Below are 15,837 nucleotides of genomic sequence, written 5' to 3' on the forward strand. Positions count from 1 at the left end.
CGGTGCGGCCCCGTGCAGGGACCCGACGCGAGCGTGCGGGTGCCGGGGGACACGGGGTCCTCGCTCAGCTGGACTCGCGGCGGAACCGGCGCACGCCGAAGAGCCAGCCGAGCACCGCCAGCAGCACGGTGAGGGCGACACCCCACCAGGCGGTCGCGGTGCCGTAGCCGCCGACGAAGAAGTCGCGCGCCGCCTCGACGATGTGCTTGAAGGGGTTCACGTCGCTGAGGGTCTGCAGCCAGCCCGGGGCCAGCGTCATCGGCAGCAGGATGCCCGAGAGCAGCACGACGGGGAACACCACCGCGTTCAGCAGCGGCGCGAACGCGTCTTCGCTCTTGAGCGTCAGCGCGAGGGCGTAGGACACCGCGGCGAGCGCTGCCCCCAGCAGCGCCACGACGACCAGGGTGAGGGCGACGCCGGCCACCGGGGCGCGCAACCCGAGCGGGATCGCGACCAGCACGAGGAGAACACCCTGCGTGAGCAGCACGACGACGTCGCGGAGCACCCGTCCCAGCAGCAGGGCCGTCCGGCTGGCCGGGGTGACCCGCTGGCTCTCGATGACCCCGGCCCGCCACTCGGCGATGAGCCCGAAGCCGACGAACAGCGCGCCGAACATGCCCAGCTGCACCAGGATGCCGGGCACGAAGATCTGGTAGGCGTCACCCGGACCGAGCTGCTGCGCCAGCGGCTCGAGCAGCGGCCCGAACAGCATGATGTAGAGGATCGGCTGCATCAGGCTGATCACCAGCCAGGCGGGGTTGCGCAGCGACATGCGCATCGCCCGGGCGAAGACGGTGCCGGTGTCGCGCAGCAGGGTCCTCATCGCGCGGCCACCGCCTCGGCCTCCGCCGGCGCGGCCCCGGACTCGCGCAGCGACCGGCCGGTCAGGCCGAGGAAGACGTCGTCCAGGCTGGGCCGGCGGCTCTCGATGCCGCTGACGGCGACGTCGGCGGCGTCCAGCGCGCGCACCAGCTCCACCAGCGCGCGGCCGCCGTGCGGCACCCGGCCCACGACCCGGTCGGCGAGCAGCTGCGGCGGCTCGGCGCCCGGCAGCGCCTCGACCAGGCGGGCCACCTCGCCGAGCTGGTCCGGCCGCTCCGCCGTCACTGTGAGCACGTCGCCGCCCACCTGCGACTTCAGCTGGTCGGGGGTGCCCTCGGCGACGATGGCGCCGTGGTCGATGACCATGATCCGGTCGCAGAGGGCGTCGGCCTCGTCGAGGTAGTGGGTGGTGAGGAAGACCGTCGTCCCGCGGCCCTCGCGCAGCCCGCGGATGTGCTCCCACAGGTTCGCCCGCGCCTGCGGGTCCAGGCCGGTCGTCGGTTCGTCGAGGAAGACCAGCTCCGGCACGTGGATGAGGCCCACCGCGATGTCCAGCCGGCGGCGCTGGCCCCCCGACATCGCCTTGGGCTGGCGCTCCCAGAGCCCGTCCAGGTCGAGCTCGGCGAACAGCTGCCGGCCGCGCTCGGTGGCCTCGGCGGTGCTCATCCCGTAGAGCCGGGCGTGGTCGACCACCTCCTCGCCCGCCCGCGCCTCCGGGGCCGTGGAGCCGCTCTGCGAGACGTAGCCGATGCGGCGGCGCACGCCCACCGGGTCGGTCCGCAGGTCGCAGCCGGCGACGGTGGCCGTCCCGGCGGTGGGCTCGAGCAGCGTCGTGAGCATGCGCAGGGTCGTCGTCTTCCCGGCTCCGTTCGGGCCGAGAAAGCCGACGATCTCACCGGGGGCGACGTCGAGGTCGACCCCGACGACGGCGTGGACCTCCTGCTTCCGCTTCCGGAAGGTGCGGGCGAGGCCGCGGGCGTGGATCACGCGCGACAGCATCCACCCGTCCACCGACAGCTTCCACCGGTTTCGCCGACGGCGTCAGCGCCCGCCGGTCACCAGCGGCCGTCGCTCCCGTCGGAACGCCGGCGCACCGCCGGGCGCTCGACGGTGTCGGTCCGCTCCCCCGGCGGCGGCCACCGGTGCGGCTCCTCCTCCGAGCGGCCGTCGTCGGCGGACCACCCGTCGTCCCACCGGTCGTCGCCCCACCGGTCGTCGCCCCACCGGTCGTCGGCCCACGGGTCCTCCGCCCAGCCGTGGTCCGCCCGCTCCTCGTCCGGCCACGCGTCGTCCGCCACCCGGCGCCGCTCCACCCGGCCGGCCCGCGCCGCACGGCGGGGGCGCAGCGCGACCAGCGCCCACAGGACCGGGACCAGCAGGACCGGCCACTGCACCGCGGGGTCGCCGAACCGGACCACCGCGAGCCCGAGGAGCAGGGCGAGCCAGCCCGCGGTCCACAGTCCGAGGAACCGGGCCCGGGCCGGGGAACGGGCGGCCACGGGTCAGGCGGCCGGGATCTCGGCGGCGATCCGCTGCGGGGTCAGCGGCTCGTCGAGCAGGCGGGCGAATCGGCCGGCGACCGGCTGCTCCGCCGGCCGCGCGTCGAGCCAGCGGGTGAGGAGGTCGTACCCCTCGACGTAGGTGGAGATGTAGGCCCGCCACAGCGGATCGGTGAGGAAACGGATCTGCTGCCGCGCGCGCTCCGGGCTCACCAGCGCCCAGCGCTGCAGGTACGCCGCCACCTCGTCGGCGTCGGCGCCCCGGTCGTGCAGCAGCACCGCGGCGTCCTGCCGGACCCGGTTGAGCGGCGCGGCAACGACGGCGATCCGCTCGGCCAGCGCACCGTCGAACCGCAGGCCGAGGTCGCCGAGGATCTCCTCCGACCAGGCCCCCCAGCCCTCGCCGATCGCCGCCGGGACGCCGAGGTCGGCCAGCCCCTCGGCCATGAGGCACTCGGGCGTGTTCACCAGGAACACGGTGTGCTCGAGGTGGCCGGATCGCGCGACGAGCCCCTGCTCCTTGCGGCAGTGCTCGGTGTGGTGCCCGGGGTAGGACTCGTGGGCCACCAGGTGCGCGAGCTGGGAGAGCCGGTGCGGCAGGTCGGCGTTGATCGCGACCCGCGACCGGTAGCCGCCCTCGTAGTAGTTGAAGCCCGACCACGGCTTGTCGGTGACCACCTCGTAGCGGACGGTCTCGACGTCGGGGAGCCCGTACTGCCCGCGCACCCGGTCGCGCAGGGCGCTCGACAGGGCCTGCACCGCGGGCTCGAGCCGGTCCGGCGGGCACTCCTCGCGGCGCCGGTGGGCGGCGTACCGGTCGGCCAGGGTGCCGTCGCCGGGCAGCAGGCGGTCCAGCTCCGCGTGCGCGGCGGCGTAGGTGGCCTCGTCCCCCAGCTCGACGTCGACCTGGAAGTAGGCCCGAACCTCCTCGACGAAGCCGACCGGCTCGCCGCTCAACTTCCGCGCGCTGCACTCCAGACCGGTGAGCTGGCCGTGCAGGAAGGCGGCGCGGTCCCCGGGCAGCCCGGCGGCGTCCAGCTCGCGCAGCAGCTCCCGGGCGCGGTCCCGCAGCTGCCGGGGGGTCGGCGCGGGCTCGTCCAGGACCTGCGCCCGGATGCGCGGGTTCCCGGTGTAGGCGTCGACGAAGCCGGCCTCCACGCGGTCGAAGCGCAGCCCGAGCCGCACGTACTCCAGGGCGACGTCGAGGGCTCCCGCGGTCATGGCGGCCAGTCTCGCAGCCGCCGTCACCCGCCGAAGCGGCGGTGCCGGGCCGAGTAGTCGCGCAGCGCGCGCAGGAAGTCGACGCGGCGGAAGTCCGGCCAGTAGACGTCGGTGAAGTGGAACTCGGCGTTCGCCGTCTGCCACAGCAGGAAGCCCGACATGCGCTGCTCCCCGCTGGTGCGGATGACCAGGTCCGGATCGGGCTGACCGCGGGTGTAGAGGTGCTCGGCGATGTGCTCGACGTCGAGCACCTCCACCAGTTCCTCCAGCGAGGTGCCGCGGGTGGCGTGCTCGCTGAGCAGCGAGCGGACGGCGTCGGCGATCTCCCGCCGCCCGCCGTAGCCGACCGCCAGGTTGACCGTCGCCCCCGGCCGGTCGCAGGTGTCGCGCTCGGCCTGCTCGAGGACGGCGACGGTGCGCGCCGGCAGCACCTCGCGGGCCCCCATGCTGCGGATGCGCCAGCGCCGCCCTGGCCGCGACAGGTCGACGGCGACGTCCTGGATGATCGCGAGCAGGGCGTCGAGCTCGGGTGCGGGCCGGCGCAGGTTGTCGGTGGAGAGCATGAACAGGGTGACCACCTGCACCCCCGCGTCGTCGCACCAGCCGAGCAGGTCGGCGATCTTCGCCGCGCCCCGGCGGTGCCCGTGCGCGACGTCCTCCAGCCCGATGGCGCGCGCCCACCGCCGGTTGCCGTCCATGATCACGCCCACGTGCCGCGGCACGTCCGCGCCGACCAGCGCCCGCGCCAGCCGCCGCTCGTACACCTGGATGAGCGCGTCACGGATCCGCCGACGCACCCCCACGCCGGTCACCCTAGGCCCCCGGCCGCCCGCCGGCCGGGAGCGCGGCGGCCCGTGGCGCCGGCGCGCTGGCAGCAAGCTCACAACCCGCACCGGATGACGGCACAGCGGACCCTCCGTAACCTCGGAGCATGAGCGTCCCCCCCGCCGATCGCGCGGCAGTCCGGGTGGAGGCCGACGGCTCGGAGCTCGAGGCTCCCGCCGCACAGGCGGTGGCGACCGTCGTCGCCGAGGGCGAACGGGTCGAGCAGACCTGGGACGCCGGCCACTTCGACGACGACGACTGGGAGCACCCCGACACCCGCCCGCGGGCGCGGGGCTGGATCCACCTGTTCTCCTTCTTCGGCGCGATCGTGGCCGGCGCGGTGCTCGTCCCGCTGGCCTCCGTCCAGGGCGCCCGCGCCGGGTGGTCGGTCGCGGTCTACTGCCTCACCATCTGCGGGCTCTTCGGCATCAGCGCCCTCTACCACCGGCGGCGCTGGTCACCGCGCGGCTGGAAGATCATGAAGCGGCTCGACCACTCGATGATCTTCCTGTTCATCGCCGGCACCTACACGCCGTTCGCGCTGCTCGCCGTCGACCAGCCCGTCGGCTTCTGGGTGCTCGGCGGGGTGTGGGCCGGGGCGCTGGCCGGCGTGACGCTGAAGATGACCTGGCCGACGGCGCCCCGCTGGGTGGGTGTACCGCTGTACATCGGGCTGGGCTGGGTCGCGGTCTTCGTGCTCACCGACATCCTGCACATCGCCGGGGTCGCCTCGCTGGTGCTGCTGGCCGTCGGCGGCGTGCTGTACACCCTGGGCGGGGTCGCCTACGGCATCAAGAAGCCCAACCCGTGGCCGGGCACCTTCGGCTACCACGAGGTCTTCCACGCGATGACCGTCGTCGCGGCGATCTGCCACTACATCGCGGTGTACTTCGCGGTGTACAGCTCTCCTTTCGTCTGACCTCCGGTCAGACACCGCGGCCAACTCGCGTTCCCCTGCTGCGCTGAGCCCTTCCCGTCCGGCCTCGGGGATCCCTACGGGACCCCGCTCGGCCGGACCGCGGCTGGCGCCGCGGGTTCCCTCTTCGTCCTGCGTCACGTCCGTCCTCGGGGGACCCTCCGGGACCCCACTCGCCCGGACCGGCTGCGCCGCCCGTGGTCAGGAGAAGGGCTTCCTGTCGTCCATCCGCACGGATGCCCTGCCCGCGATGCGCCACAGCCTCGCCACGAGGTCGCGGTCCTCGTCGGAGACGAGGTTGCCCATGACCCGAAGCGCCACCGTCATCAGCGGGCGCGAGCGCATTCCGACCGGACCCGCCAGGGGCAGGAACCGCGGCACGGTGAGCAGCCCCGCCAGGCGCCGCGCGACGGAGAAAGCCTCGCCGTAGTGCCGCCCCAGGGTCGCCGGCCACGCCGCCGTCCAGTCGTCCTCGGCGAGCAGCCCGGCGAGCATCCGGCCGGTCTCCAGACCGTAGTCGATCCCCTCGCCGTTGAGCGGGTTCACGCAGCCGGCCGCGTCGCCGACGAGCGCCCAGTTGCGGCCGGCCACGCCGGACACCGCCCCGCCCATGGGCAGCAGCGCCGAGGTCACGTCCCGGACCGGACCCTCCAGCTGCCATTCCGCGCGCCGCGTCTCGGCGTAGAACTCCAGCAGCGCCTTGAGCTGCACCCCGGCGGGCCGGCGCGCCGTCGCCAGCGTGCCCACGCCCAGGTTGACCTCGCCCGCCTCCCGGCCCAGGGGGAACACCCAGCCGTAGCCCGACAGCAGCTCCCCCTCGGTGCCGCGCAGCTCCAGGTGCGAGCTGATCCACTCGTCGTCGCTGCGCGCCGAGCGCACGTAGCTGCGCGCCGCCACCCCGTACGCGGTGTCGCGGTGCCACTCCCGGCCCAGCAGCCGGCCCAGCGGCGAGCGGACGCCGTCGGCCACGACCAGCCGCCGGCAGCCGATCGTCGTCGTCGCGCCGTCGGCGTCCTCGAACACCACCGCCCGCACGCGGTCGCCGTCGCGCTCGACGTCCACGGCGCGGGCGCCGTCGACCGGGATCGCCCCCGCGTCGACCGCGACCTGCCGGATGCGGGCGTCCAGCTCGGTCCGCGGCACGGCGCTGCCGTGGTCGGGGAACGCCCCCCCACCGGGCCACGGCAGCTGCCACTCCCGGCCGAAACCGGCGGCGCGCAGGCCGCGGTTGCGGGCCTTCGACCGCGCCCACTCCCCCAGGCCCAGATGGTCCAGCTCGGCGACGGCCCGCGGGGTCAGCCCGTCACCGCAGGTCTTGTCCCGCGGGAAGACGGCGGCGTCGGCGAGCACGACGTCGGAACCGGCCCGGGCCGCCCACGCGGCGGCCGCGGACCCGGCCGGGCCCGCGCCCACCACGAGGACGTCGGTGGTTGCAGGGCGGGCGGCGGCGGGCACGCCGCCCAGTGTCCCCGAGCCGGCGACCGGCCCGAGCGGGCGCCCTCGGAGGGACCGCGCCGGGCGTGGAGCGGCCTCCCTACTGCGGCCCCCTGCCGCGGACCTCCTCGACCGAGGCCATGGCCTCGCGCAGCTCGGTGAGCCAGTCGTCGGCGTGCCGGCCCACCAGGCGCACCGCCCAGACCAGCGCCTCCGACCGCGACCGGGCGACCCCGGCGTCGACCAGCGTGTCGAGCACCAGCCGCTCGGGCTGCCGCAGGCGGGTCATGACCGGCACGGACGCGTGGGTGAACAGCTGACGGGTGTCCCCGCAGGCCGCACCCCACGCCACCGAGCGGCCATAGCGCTCCTGCGCGGCGTCGGCGATCGCCATCCGGCGGCCCCGGGTCTCCTCCCGGAACCGCTCGATCCGGCCGGCGCGGGCGGCGGCGGCGTCGCCCTCACCCGCCGCCGGCTCCGCCAGGGTGCCGACGACGGTGATCTCGTCGCGGTCGACGGTGAGCTCGACGGGGCCGGTGAACCAGTCGTCGGGCAGCCGGCCGGCGAACCAGCCGGCGACCTCCGTGCGGTCCACCGGCGGTGGGACGTCCTGACCCCGCCCCCGTGGCCCGCGGCCACGGCCCCGGCCGAAGCCCGGACCCAGGGGTGCGTCGGCGAAACGGTGTCCGTGCATGGCGACCTCCCGGCGTGCCGTGATTACACCGTTGCAGCGTAATCCCACTCACGTTCCTCGGCGAGGGTCGCCGCTGCGCCCAGAGCGGACGAGCGGCGCACGCCGGGTGTGCCGCTCGGCACGTCTTCCCGGGAAAGACTGGATCTGATCCAGAAAAGCCGTCAGGATGACCCCGTGCCCGACTCCGTGGAACTCGGCCGCGAGCTGCGCGCCGTGGGCCTGCGCGTCACCCGCCCGCGGCTGGCGGTGCTGGACGCCGTCCACGCGCACCCGCACCTCGACACCGACGCCCTGATCGCCGCCGCCCGCGACCGGCTGGGCGCGGTCTCGCACCAGGCGGTCTACGACGTCCTGCGCGTCCTCACCGACAGCGGCCTCGTGCGGCGGATCCAGCCGCAGGGATCGGTGGCCCGGTACGAGGCCCGCGTGGGCGACAACCACCACCACCTGGTCTGCCGCGACTGCGGCGCGATCGTCGACGTCGACTGCTCGGTCGGCGCCGCTCCGTGCCTCACCCCGTCCCACGACGCCGGCTTCGTCGTCGACGAGGCCGAGGTCGTCTTCTGGGGCCGCTGCCCCGCCTGCGCCACCGCCTGACCCGACCCCGTTCCGCCCACCTCCAGGAAGGCACATCCCGTGAAGGACGAGACCAACAAGGTCGTCACCGACAGCACGAGCGAGAGCGAGAACCCGGCGATCCCGTCGCCGACGCAGGTCACGAACCGCCGTCCCCAGAGCAACCGGGACTGGTGGCCCAACCAGGTCGACCTGTCGGTGCTCAACAAGCCCTCGAAGGACTCCGACCCGCTGGGTGCGGACTTCGACTACCAGGCCGAGTTCGCGACGCTCGACGTCGAGGCGGTCAAGCGCGACGTCGCCGAGGTGATGCGCACCTCGCAGGACTGGTGGCCGGCCGACTGGGGCCACTACGGCCCGCTGTTCATCCGGATGTCGTGGCACGCCGCCGGCACCTACCGCATCGCCGACGGTCGCGGCGGCGGCGGCGAGGGCGCCCAGCGCTTCGCCCCGCTGAACAGCTGGCCGGACAACGCGAACCTGGACAAGGCCCGCCGCCTGCTGCTGCCGATCAAGCAGAAGTACGGCCGCAAGCTCTCCTGGGCCGACCTGCTCGTGCTCGCCGGAAACGTCGCGCACGACGACATGGGCCTGAAGACCTTCGGTTTCGCCTTCGGCCGCGAGGACACCTGGCAGCCCCAGGAGGTCTTCTGGGGCCCGGAGGACACCTGGCTCGGCGACGAGCGCTACGCCGACAACGCGCCGCTCGACCTCGACGAGGGCCACCTCGCCGCCGTCACCATGGGCCTGATCTACGTCAACCCGGAAGGCCCCAAGGGCCAGCCCGACCCGGTCGCCTCCGCCCACGACATCCGCGTCACCTTCAGCCGCATGGGCATGACCGACGAGGAGACCGTCGCCCTCATCGCCGGCGGCCACACCTTCGGCAAGACCCACGGCGCCGGCAACCCCGAGCTCGTCGGCCCGGAGCCCGAGGGCTGCCCGGTGCACGGCAACGGCCTGGGCTGGATCAGCCAGCACGGCACCGGCAAGGGCGCCGACACCATCACCAGCGGTCTCGAGGGCGCCTGGACGCCGACGCCGACCACCTGGGACAACACCTACTTCGAGATGCTGTTCAGCTACGAGTGGGAGCTCACCGAGAGCCCCGCCGGCGCCAAGCAGTGGAAGCCCTCGAACCCCGAGGCGCAGGAGCTCGTGCCCGACGCCCACATCGAGGGCAAGAAGAACCCGCCGATGATGGCGACCACCGACCTCGCCCTCATCAAGGACCCGGGCTTCCGCGAGATCTCCCAGCGGTTCTACGACGACCCCGAGTACTTCGCCGACGCGTACGCCCGCGCCTGGTTCAAGCTACTGCACCGCGACATGGGCCCGAAGAGCCGCTACCTGGGCCCGGACGTCCCCGCCGAGGACCTGATCTGGCAGGACCCGGTGCCCGCGGTCGACCACGAGCTGGTCGGCGAGGCCGAGGTCGCCGACCTCAAGCAGCGCCTGCTCGCCTCCGGCCTGACCGTGTCCCAGCTGGTGCACACCGCCTGGTCCGCGGCCGCCTCCTACCGCGGCACCGACAAGCGCGGCGGCGCCAACGGCGCCCGGCTGCGCCTCGAGCCGCAGATCGGCTGGGCGGTCAACGCGGGCGTCCAGGACGTGCTGCCGGTCCTGGAGCAGGTCAAGCAGTCGTTCGAGTCCGAGACCGGCAAGCGGGTCTCGCTCGCGGACCTCATCGTGCTCGGTGGCAGCGCGGCCGTGGAGAAGGCGGCGGCGGACGCCGGCGTGCAGGTCACCGTCCCGTTCCACCCGGGCCGCGCCGACGCCTCGCAGGAGCAGACCGACGTCGACAACTTCCGCTGGCTCGAGCCGCGGGCCGACGGCTTCCGCAACTGGATCTCCCCGGGCAGCAAGCTCGAGCCGGAGACCCTGCTGGTCGACCGGGCCTACATGCTCGAGCTCACGGCCAAGGAGATGACCCTGCTGGTCGGCGGTCTGCGGGTGCTCGGCGCCACCACCGGGGGCGTGCAGCACGGCGTCTTCACCGACCGCCCGGGCGTCCTCTCGCAGGACTTCTTCCGCAACCTGCTCGACCTGGGCATCCAGTGGCGCACCTCGGTCGACACCGACGGCGTCTACGAGGGGCTGGACGCCGACGGCACCGTCGTGCGCACGGCCACCGCGGCCGACCTGGTGTTCAACTCGAACGCGATCCTGCGCGGCATCGTCGAGGTCTACTCGGCCGATGACGCCCAGGAGCTGTTCGTGCGCGACTTCGTCGCCGCCTGGGTCAAGGTCATGGAGCTGGACCGCTTCGACCTGCGGTAAGCAGCACCCTCGCCACGACGCCCCGGTCCGCCACGCGCGGGCCGGGGCGTCCGCGCGTCCGGGGTCAGGAAGCCTCGTAGACCTCGATCTCGGCCGCACCGGTGTTGCCACCGGTGGTGGTCTCCGCGTCGAACCGCAGCACGCGCCCGGTGAAGTCGGCCTCGTTGACGACGACGGCCGCGCCCGCCTCGAAGGGCCCGTAGGTCTGCCCGTCGTCGACGGTGACGGTGAACGTCTCGACGACCGACGTGCCGTCGCTCATCGAGCGGCTGCGCAGGGTCAGCCCCACCACGTCGACGGCCCGCCCGAGGTCCAGGGTGATCGACGCGTCGTCGCCGTCGCCGTCGCTGGACCACTCGGTGCCCAGGTCGCCGTCCACGGCGTTGCCCGCGGCGAAGGCGTCGGAGAACTCGGAGCTGACGTCGACGACCTCCGCGCCGAGCGCGGCGTTCTCCCCCGGAACCTCGGCGACCTCCGCGTCCGGCGTCCGGAAGGTCATCAGCTCGCTGCGGTAGAGGCGGCCGTCGGCGCCGGAGCCCTGGACCCGGTAGAAGTACTCGGTGCCGGGCTCGAGCCCGCGCATGACCGCCTGGTGCTCGGCGTGCGCGCCACCGCCCATGTCGGCATCCGTGGCGATCCCGTCGCCGAGGGACTCCTCGCGCCCGAACACCACCGCGCAGGCCATGTCGACCTCCGTGGTGACCTGCAGCGTCGCCGACGTCCCCGACGGATCGGGCACCACGACCGGCGCCTCGGCGAACACCTGCTCGGCGGGGAGCACCGCGGACCCGGTGGAGGCCGGCTCGGCACCACCGCACCCGGCCAGGACGACGACGGCGAGGGGCACGGGCAGGAGCCGGCGGACGACGGAGGTCACGCCCGGGTCAACGGCGCGACCGGGGCGCGCGTTCCGCCGCGCCGGCACCGGGGTCAGCCCCGGTCGCCCTCGTCGCCCCGAGGGGCCTCGATGGCCAGCGGCGCCCGGCGCAGCGTGTCGAGGAGCTCCTGACCGGGCTCGCGGCGCTCCTCCAGGCCGGCCGGCGAGTCCGGGACGACGACCCGGGGCTCCCGGTCGGCCGCGTCGAAGCTGCGCGGCAGCCGCTTCAGGTGGCCGCTCATCGACTTCACCAGCAGGGCGGTGGCGAGGAGCAGCAGCACGAGCAGCAGCAGCCCGAACGGGCCGGACTTGCCGACGTCCTGGGGGGCCTGCTGCTGGGCGACGGAGAGCACCATCAGGGTCGTGGGGGTCATCGGGCGGTCACCTCGCTGCGGATGCCGGTGAACAGGTCGTCCTCCGGGGTGGGCGTGTCGACCAGCGAGCGGGCCAACTCGTAGTCCTCGGTGGGCCACACCTGCTGCTGGGTCTCCACCGGGCAGGCGAACCAGCGGCCCAGCGGATCGATCTGGGTGGCGTGCGCGATCAGCGCAGCATCGCGCACCGGGAAGTACTCGCCGCACGGGACGCGGGTGGTGACCCGGTGGGAGATGTCGTGCGCCGGGTCCCATTTGGCCAGCCACTCGGCGTACGGGGACTCCGAGCCGGTGGCCAGGATCGCCTCGTGCAGCGCCTTCGTGCGCGGCAGCGTGAAGCTCATGTGGTAGTAGAGCTTGCTCACCTGCCAGGGCTCACCGAGCTCGGGGTACCGGTCGGGATCGCCGGCCGCCTCGAACGCGTGCACCGAGATCTCGTGGGTCTTGATGTGGTCGGGGTGCGGGTAGCCGCCGCGCTCGTCGTAGGTGGTCATCACCTGCGGCCTGAACCGCCGGATGAGCGCGACCAGCGGCGCTGCGGCCTCCTCGACCGGCAGCAGGGCGAAGCAGCCCTCGGGCAGCGGGGGCATCGGGTCGCCCTCGGGCAGGCCGGAGTCGACGAAGCCCAGGAACTCCTGCTCGACCCCGAGGATCTCGCGGGCCCGCGCCATCTCCTCGACCCGGATCTGCGGGAGCCGCTCCCACACCTCGGGCCGGTCCATCGCCGGGTTGAGCACCGAGCCGCGCTCGCCCCCGGTGGCGGTGGCCACCAGGACGCGGACACCCTCGGCGACGTACTTCGCCATCGTGGCGGCGCCCTTGCTCGACTCGTCGTCCGGATGAGCGTGCACGGCGAGCAGGCGCAACTGGTCGGGATCGGTCACGCGCACAGTGTCCCTCGCCGGGCGGCGGTGGTGGCGGACCCCCACCCGGGTGTGGGCGACGACTCGCAGGTCAGCCACCCGTACGGGCGGAACGTGTCCTCCGTCACCCAGCGGTGCGCTACGGTTCCGCAACCAGCGACGACCGCCGCAGCGGTGCACCGGCCCGCGCCGCGGTGTTAGCTTGGCCGTTCGACCAGCGGCCGCTCCCACACGGGGGCGGCCTCCCGAGTTTTCAGGAGTACCCACGTGTCCACCCCCACTGACGAGCAGGAACAGGGCATCTGGCTGACCCAGGAGGCCCACGACCGGCTGAAGGCCGAGCTCGACCAGCTGGTGGCGAACCGCCCGGCCATGTCCGCCGAGATCAACGCCCGCCGCGAGGAGGGCGACCTCAAGGAGAACGGCGGCTACCACGCCGCCAAGGAGGAGCAGGGCAAGCAGGAGGGCCGGATCCGCCAGCTCACCGACCTGCTCCGCAAGGCCCGCGTGGGTGACGCCCCGAAGACCGCCACGGACGCCGCCCTGGGCACGGTCATCACGATCAGGTTCGCCGGCGACGACGACACCGAGAAGTTCCTGCTCGGGTCGCGGGAGATCGCGGGCACCACGGAGCTCACCGTCTACTCCCCCGAGTCGGCGCTCGGCTCGGCGATCATGGGCGCCGCCCCCGGCACCTCGGTGACCTACCAGGCCCCGAACGGCAAGGACATGACCGTCGAGGTGGTCGCGGTCGAGCCGTTCGTCCCCTGAGCGTCCCGGTGAGCGCGCCACGCGCCCGCTCCCGGCGGGCGGAGAACACCGGCTTCGCGTGCGTGCACTGCACCGCGCCGGTGCCGGCCAACACTGACGGGCACTACCGCAACCACTGCCCGTACTGCCTGTGGTCGCTGCACGTCGACGACCTGCCCGGTGACCGGGCCAGCGGGTGCCGGCAGCCCATGGAGCCGGTCGGGCTGGTGGAGAAGTCGGGCAAGGGCTGGCAGGTGGTTCACCGCTGCACGGCGTGCGGCCACCGCCAGCCCAACCGGCTGGTGCGCGACGGCGAGGCCCCCGACGACCTGGACCTGGTCCTCTCGCTGCCCTGGCTGTGACACTGCGATCCTCCGGATCGCGCCACTGCCAGGAGCCGTCCACCCTCACCGCAGCGCGTCGTCCCTCACCGCCCACCATGAGGGAGGACGCGCCACGATCAGGTCACCTGATCCCGGAGCCGGTCACGACTGCGCGAGGCCACGCCTCCGGAGCAGCGGCCCCGGGTCGGCGTCCCGGCCGCGGACGGCGCGGAAGGCGTCCAGCGGGTCGACCGAACCGCCAACGGCGAGCAGCCGCTGCCGGAAGGCGTCCCCGTTCTCCCGGCGCAGGCCGCCGTTCTCCTTGAACCACTCCACGGTGTCGGCGTCGAGCACCTCCGACCAGATGTAGGAGTAGTAGCCGGCCGAGTAGCCGCCGGCGAAGACGTGCTGGAAGTAGGTCGTCCGGTAGCGCGGCGGCACCAGGTCCGAGGCGACACCGGCCCCGGCGAGGGCCGCCCGCTCGAACTCCACCGGGTCGCCCACCTCGGTGTCGGGGGTGAGGCGGTGCCAGGCCTGGTCGAGCAGCGTGGCGGCCAGGTACTCCAGGGTCGCGAAACCCTCGCCCCACAGCCGGGCGGCGTCGATCGAGCCCACCACCGAGGCCGGCAGCGGCTCCCCGGTGTCGACGTGGCGGGCGTAGTGCGCGAGCACCTCAGGCCAGAGCGCCCACATCTCGTTCACCTGGCTGGGGAATTCCACGAAGTCCCGCGGCACGGCGGTGCCCGCGAAGCGCGGGTAGGTGACCGCCGAGCTCAGCCCGTGCAGCGCATGGCCGAACTCGTGGAAGAGCGTGTTCACCTCGTCCAGGGTCAGCAGCGTGGGCCGGCCGGCCGGCGCCCGGGTCACGTTGAGGTTGTTGACGACGACCGGGCGGGTGCCCAGCAGCCGGGACTGGCGCACGAACGAGCTCATCCACGCCCCGCCGCGCTTGCCCTCCCGGGCGAAGAAGTCACCCAGGTACAGCCCGATCTCGGCGCCGTCGGCGTCGGTGACCTCCCAGACCCGGACGTCGGGGTGGTAGCCGGCGAGGTCGGCCCGCGGGGTGAACCGGAACCCGTACAGCAGCTCGGCCGCCCGGAAGACACCGTCGACCAGCACCCGGTCCAGCTCGAACCACGACCGCAGCGCGGTGGTGTCGACGGCGTACCGCTCCGCGCGCACGCGTTCGCTGTAGTACGCCCAGTCCCACGCCGCCAGCTCGACGCCGTCGCGGGCGGCCAGCTCGCGCAACACGTCGGCCTCCGCCTCGGCGTTGGCCACCGAGGCCGGCACCATCGAGCGGAGCATCTCGTCGACCGCGGCGGTGGTGCGCGCGGTCGAGTCGGCGAGCACGAGGTCGGCGTGGGTGTCGAAGCCCAGCAGCCGGGCCCGTTCGGCCCGCAGCCGGGCGATGCGCTCGGCGACCGGCCGGTTGTCGCGCTCCCCCGCCGACGCCCGGCCCACCGACGCCTCGAACACCCGGCGCCGCAGCTCCCGGTCGCGCAGCCTGGTCAGCACGGGCTGGCCGGTGGGCAGCACGAGCGTGAGCAGGTATCCCTCGAGGCCGCGGTCGGCGGCGGCACGCGCCGCGGCGGCGACCTCCTCGTCGCCCAGCCCGTCGAGCTCCGCGGCGTCGGCCACCCGCACTGCCGCGGCCTCGGTGGCCAGCTGCAGGTTCTGCCCGAACGTCGTCGACAGCTCGGAGAGCTGCTGGTTGAGCTCGCCGAGCCGGGTGCGCCCGGCGTCGTCGAGCCGGGCACCGGCGAGCACGAAGTCGAGGTGGTACCGCTCCACCAGCCGGACCGACTCCGCGTCCAGCCCGGCGGACTCCCGCGCGGCGTGCACGGCGTCGATGCGTGCGAACAGCGCCGGGTCGAGCCGGAGGGCGTCGTCGTGGGCCGCGGCGAGCGGGGCGATCTCCCGCTCGATCTCCCGCAGCCGGGGCGTGGCGACCGACGACGACAGGTTGCCGAACACCGACCAGGCGCGGTCGAGCAGCGCGCCCGACCGCTCCAGGGCCACGAGCGTGTTCTCGAAGGTCGGCTCCTCGTCCGAGGCCAGCAGCGCCGCGACCTCCCGGCGCTGCTCGGCCATCCCCGCCAGCAGCGCCTCCCGGCAGTGCTCGAGCGTGATGCCGGCGAACGGGGGCAGCCGGAACGGCAGCTCGGACGGGGTGGCCAGCGGGTTGTCGGCGGAGAGTTGCTCGGGGGTGCTCATCGCCGCCCATTACATCGCGATCCTCCGGATCGCACCGTCGTCACACCGCGACCCTCCGGATCGCACCGTCGTCACACCGCCATCCTTTGGATCGCACCGCGGCCACCTGCCGTCCCCGACCTGCGCGGAGCTGATCCGTCGCGCCTGCGCGAAGCCCTCCGGGCCC

16 protein-coding genes are annotated in these 15,837 nt (G+C 74.0%); 5 read left to right on the plus strand and 11 right to left on the minus strand.

Annotated features, from left to right (window positions below; genetic code table 11):
• Positions 1–64: 64 nt before the first annotated feature.
• The 5 genes from QOZ88_RS17035 to QOZ88_RS17055 all read right to left on the minus strand — a co-directional run bounded on the left by QOZ88_RS17035 (position 65) and on the right by QOZ88_RS17055 (position 4,345).
• Positions 65–823, minus strand: a complete 759-nt coding sequence (locus QOZ88_RS17035; protein ID WP_306000913.1) for an ABC transporter permease — start codon at positions 821–823, stop codon at positions 65–67.
• Positions 820–1,809, minus strand: coding sequence for an ATP-binding cassette domain-containing protein (locus tag QOZ88_RS17040; protein ID WP_306000914.1), 990 nt, complete (start codon positions 1,807–1,809; stop codon positions 820–822). Before QOZ88_RS17040 ends, QOZ88_RS17035 begins: the two co-directional genes overlap by 4 nt.
• A 68-nt stretch (positions 1,810–1,877) precedes the next feature.
• On the minus strand, positions 1,878–2,321 hold the full coding sequence (locus QOZ88_RS17045; RefSeq protein WP_306000915.1) for a hypothetical protein: 444 nt from the start codon (positions 2,319–2,321) through the stop codon (positions 1,878–1,880).
• A 3-nt stretch (positions 2,322–2,324) separates the two neighbouring features.
• A complete protein-coding gene (locus tag QOZ88_RS17050) occupies positions 2,325–3,542 on the minus strand; it encodes a DUF885 domain-containing protein (RefSeq protein ID WP_306000916.1) in 1,218 nt (405 codons plus the stop codon).
• Between the two features lie 23 nt (positions 3,543–3,565).
• The gene (locus QOZ88_RS17055; protein ID WP_306000917.1) at positions 3,566–4,345 is read right to left on the minus strand and encodes an isoprenyl transferase; all 780 of its coding nucleotides are present in this window, start codon (positions 4,343–4,345) and stop codon (positions 3,566–3,568) included.
• Between the two features lie 128 nt (positions 4,346–4,473).
• Between QOZ88_RS17055 and trhA the strand changes: the two genes are divergently transcribed.
• Positions 4,474–5,286: a PAQR family membrane homeostasis protein TrhA gene (trhA, locus tag QOZ88_RS17060; RefSeq protein WP_306000918.1), complete on the plus strand. Its 813-nt coding sequence runs from the start codon at positions 4,474–4,476 to the stop codon at positions 5,284–5,286.
• Positions 5,287–5,484: 198 nt separating this feature from the next.
• On the opposite strand, the gene QOZ88_RS17065 is transcribed toward trhA, so the two are convergent.
• On the minus strand, positions 5,485–6,738 hold the full coding sequence (locus QOZ88_RS17065) for a geranylgeranyl reductase family protein (RefSeq protein WP_306000919.1): 1,254 nt from the start codon (positions 6,736–6,738) through the stop codon (positions 5,485–5,487).
• Positions 6,739–6,817: 79 nt separating this feature from the next.
• Positions 6,818–7,312: a hypothetical protein gene (locus QOZ88_RS17070; protein WP_306000920.1), complete on the minus strand. Its 495-nt coding sequence runs from the start codon at positions 7,310–7,312 to the stop codon at positions 6,818–6,820.
• Between the two features lie 273 nt (positions 7,313–7,585).
• Here QOZ88_RS17070 and QOZ88_RS17075 point away from each other — a divergent pair, with 273 nt between their 5' ends.
• Together QOZ88_RS17075 and katG are read left to right on the plus strand one after the other, a co-directional pair.
• A complete protein-coding gene (locus tag QOZ88_RS17075) occupies positions 7,586–8,008 on the plus strand; it encodes a Fur family transcriptional regulator (protein ID WP_091930738.1) in 423 nt (140 codons plus the stop codon).
• A 39-nt stretch (positions 8,009–8,047) separates the two neighbouring features.
• Positions 8,048–10,267, plus strand: a complete 2,220-nt coding sequence (gene katG / locus QOZ88_RS17080) for a catalase/peroxidase HPI (protein ID WP_306000921.1) — start codon at positions 8,048–8,050, stop codon at positions 10,265–10,267.
• A 64-nt stretch (positions 10,268–10,331) separates the two neighbouring features.
• Here the strand turns inward: katG and QOZ88_RS17085 are convergent, their stop codons facing one another.
• The 3 genes from QOZ88_RS17085 to mca are packed head-to-tail and all read right to left on the minus strand — an operon-like array spanning position 10,332 to position 12,402.
• On the minus strand, positions 10,332–11,144 hold the full coding sequence (locus QOZ88_RS17085; protein WP_306000922.1) for a discoidin domain-containing protein: 813 nt from the start codon (positions 11,142–11,144) through the stop codon (positions 10,332–10,334).
• A 53-nt stretch (positions 11,145–11,197) separates the two neighbouring features.
• On the minus strand, positions 11,198–11,518 hold the full coding sequence (locus QOZ88_RS17090; RefSeq protein WP_306000923.1) for a hypothetical protein: 321 nt from the start codon (positions 11,516–11,518) through the stop codon (positions 11,198–11,200).
• Positions 11,515–12,402, minus strand: a complete 888-nt coding sequence (gene mca / locus QOZ88_RS17095) for a mycothiol conjugate amidase Mca (protein WP_306000924.1) — start codon at positions 12,400–12,402, stop codon at positions 11,515–11,517. Before mca ends, QOZ88_RS17090 begins: the two co-directional genes overlap by 4 nt.
• Positions 12,403–12,648: 246 nt before the next feature.
• On the opposite strand from mca, the gene greA reads away from it, so the two are divergent.
• Both greA and QOZ88_RS17105 read left to right on the plus strand, forming a co-directional pair.
• On the plus strand, positions 12,649–13,152 hold the full coding sequence (gene greA / locus QOZ88_RS17100; RefSeq protein ID WP_091930742.1) for a transcription elongation factor GreA: 504 nt from the start codon (positions 12,649–12,651) through the stop codon (positions 13,150–13,152).
• A gap of 8 nt (positions 13,153–13,160) precedes the next feature.
• On the plus strand, positions 13,161–13,493 hold the full coding sequence (locus QOZ88_RS17105) for an RNHCP domain-containing protein (RefSeq protein WP_170852315.1): 333 nt from the start codon (positions 13,161–13,163) through the stop codon (positions 13,491–13,493).
• Between the two features lie 123 nt (positions 13,494–13,616).
• Here the strand turns inward: QOZ88_RS17105 and QOZ88_RS17110 are convergent, their stop codons facing one another.
• On the minus strand, positions 13,617–15,671 hold the full coding sequence (locus QOZ88_RS17110; RefSeq protein ID WP_306000925.1) for a M3 family metallopeptidase: 2,055 nt from the start codon (positions 15,669–15,671) through the stop codon (positions 13,617–13,619).
• Positions 15,672–15,837: the final 166 nt, after the last annotated feature.

It is taken from the genome of Blastococcus carthaginiensis (genome assembly GCF_030731085.1).
In the GTDB taxonomy this organism is placed as follows: domain Bacteria; phylum Actinomycetota; class Actinomycetes; order Mycobacteriales; family Geodermatophilaceae; genus Blastococcus; species Blastococcus carthaginiensis.

Coding starts and splice junctions, on each gene's coding strand:
- trhA (WP_306000918.1), top strand. CDS start 4,474: ATGAGCGTCCCCCCCGCCGATCGCGCGGCAGTCCGGGTGGAGGCCGAC.
- QOZ88_RS17035 (WP_306000913.1), bottom strand. CDS start 823: ATGAGGACCCTGCTGCGCGACACCGGCACCGTCTTCGCCCGGGCGATG.
- QOZ88_RS17050 (WP_306000916.1), bottom strand. CDS start 3,542: ATGACCGCGGGAGCCCTCGACGTCGCCCTGGAGTACGTGCGGCTCGGG.
- QOZ88_RS17090 (WP_306000923.1), bottom strand. CDS start 11,518: ATGACCCCCACGACCCTGATGGTGCTCTCCGTCGCCCAGCAGCAGGCC.
- QOZ88_RS17110 (WP_306000925.1), bottom strand. CDS start 15,671: ATGAGCACCCCCGAGCAACTCTCCGCCGACAACCCGCTGGCCACCCCG.